This is a genomic window from Desulfocucumis palustris, from assembly GCF_002933875.1.
Taxonomy (GTDB): domain Bacteria; phylum Bacillota; class Desulfotomaculia; order Desulfotomaculales; family Desulfocucumaceae; genus Desulfocucumis; species Desulfocucumis palustris.
Window position 1 is genome coordinate 1 of sequence record NZ_BFAV01000168.1, and the last position, 1,204, is coordinate 1,204.

General features: G+C 58.6%; 1 protein-coding gene. It reads right to left on the bottom strand.

The features are described 5' to 3' along the window. The coding region (gene tuf / locus DCCM_RS16655; protein ID WP_104373516.1) for an elongation factor Tu at nt 1–1,202 on the bottom strand (1,202 nt) is incomplete at its 3' end. Between the last annotated feature and the right edge of the window lie 2 nt (nt 1,203–1,204).

Genomic DNA, 1,204 nt, shown 5'->3' on the forward strand with positions numbered 1-1,204 from the left:
TACTCAATAATGGAGGTAACCACACCCGCGCCCACGGTACGGCCGCCCTCACGAATGGCGAAACGCAAACCTTCCTCTATGGCGATGGGAGTGATTAGTTTGATGTTGATCTTGATGTGGTCTCCGGGCATCACCATTTCCACTCCCTCCGGCAGTTCGGATACGCCGGTTACGTCGGTGGTGCGGAAGTAGAACTGCGGACGGTATCCGTTAAAGAACGGGGTGTGACGGCCGCCCTCTTCCTTGGTCAGTACGTATATTTCTCCGTTAAAGTGTGTGTGCGGCTTGATGCTGCCGGGTTTGGCCAATACCTGGCCCCGCTCTATTTCTTTGCGGTCCACGCCCCGCAGCAGGCATCCCACGTTGTCTCCGGCTTCTCCGCGGTCCAGCAGCTTGCGGAACATTTCCACCCCGGTTACCACGGTCTTGCGCGGTTTATCCTGCAATCCCACTATTTCCACTTCTTCGCCAACCTTTACGGCGCCCCGCTCGATCCTGCCTGTGGCCACGGTACCCCGGCCGGTGATGCTGAATACGTCTTCCACCGGCATCAGGAACGGTTTATCTATGTCCCGCTCCGGTGTGGGCACGTAGTTGTCCACCGCGTCCATCAGTTCCCAGATGCTCTTGCACCATTCGCAATCACGTTTGCCGCAACCGCATTCCAGGGCTTTTAACGCCGAGCCGGTGATGATGGGGATGTCGTCTCCGGGGAATTCATAGGCGGAGAGCAGTTCCCGCACTTCCATGTCCACCAGTTCCAGCAGTTCCGCGTCGTCCACCATGTCCGCCTTGTTGAGGTATACCACGATGTAGGGCACGCCCACCTGGCGGGCCAGCAGTATGTGCTCACGGGTTTGCGGCATGGGGCCGTCCGCGGCGGATACCACCAGGATGGCGCCGTCCATCTGCGCCGCGCCGGTGATCATGTTCTTTACGTAGTCCGCGTGGCCAGGGCAGTCCACGTGCGCGTAGTGCCTGGTGTCGGTTTCGTATTCCACGTGGGCGGTGTTGATGGTAATTCCGCGCTCACGCTCTTCCGGTGCGTTGTCGATTTCATCGTATTTCTTTACCGCGGCTTTGCCCACGGTGGACAGCACTGTGGTTATGGCCGCGGTCAGGGTGGTCTTGCCATGGTCCACGTGCCCGATGGTTCCTATGTTCACGTGCGGTTTGTTCCGTTCAAATTTCGCCTTTGCCATTT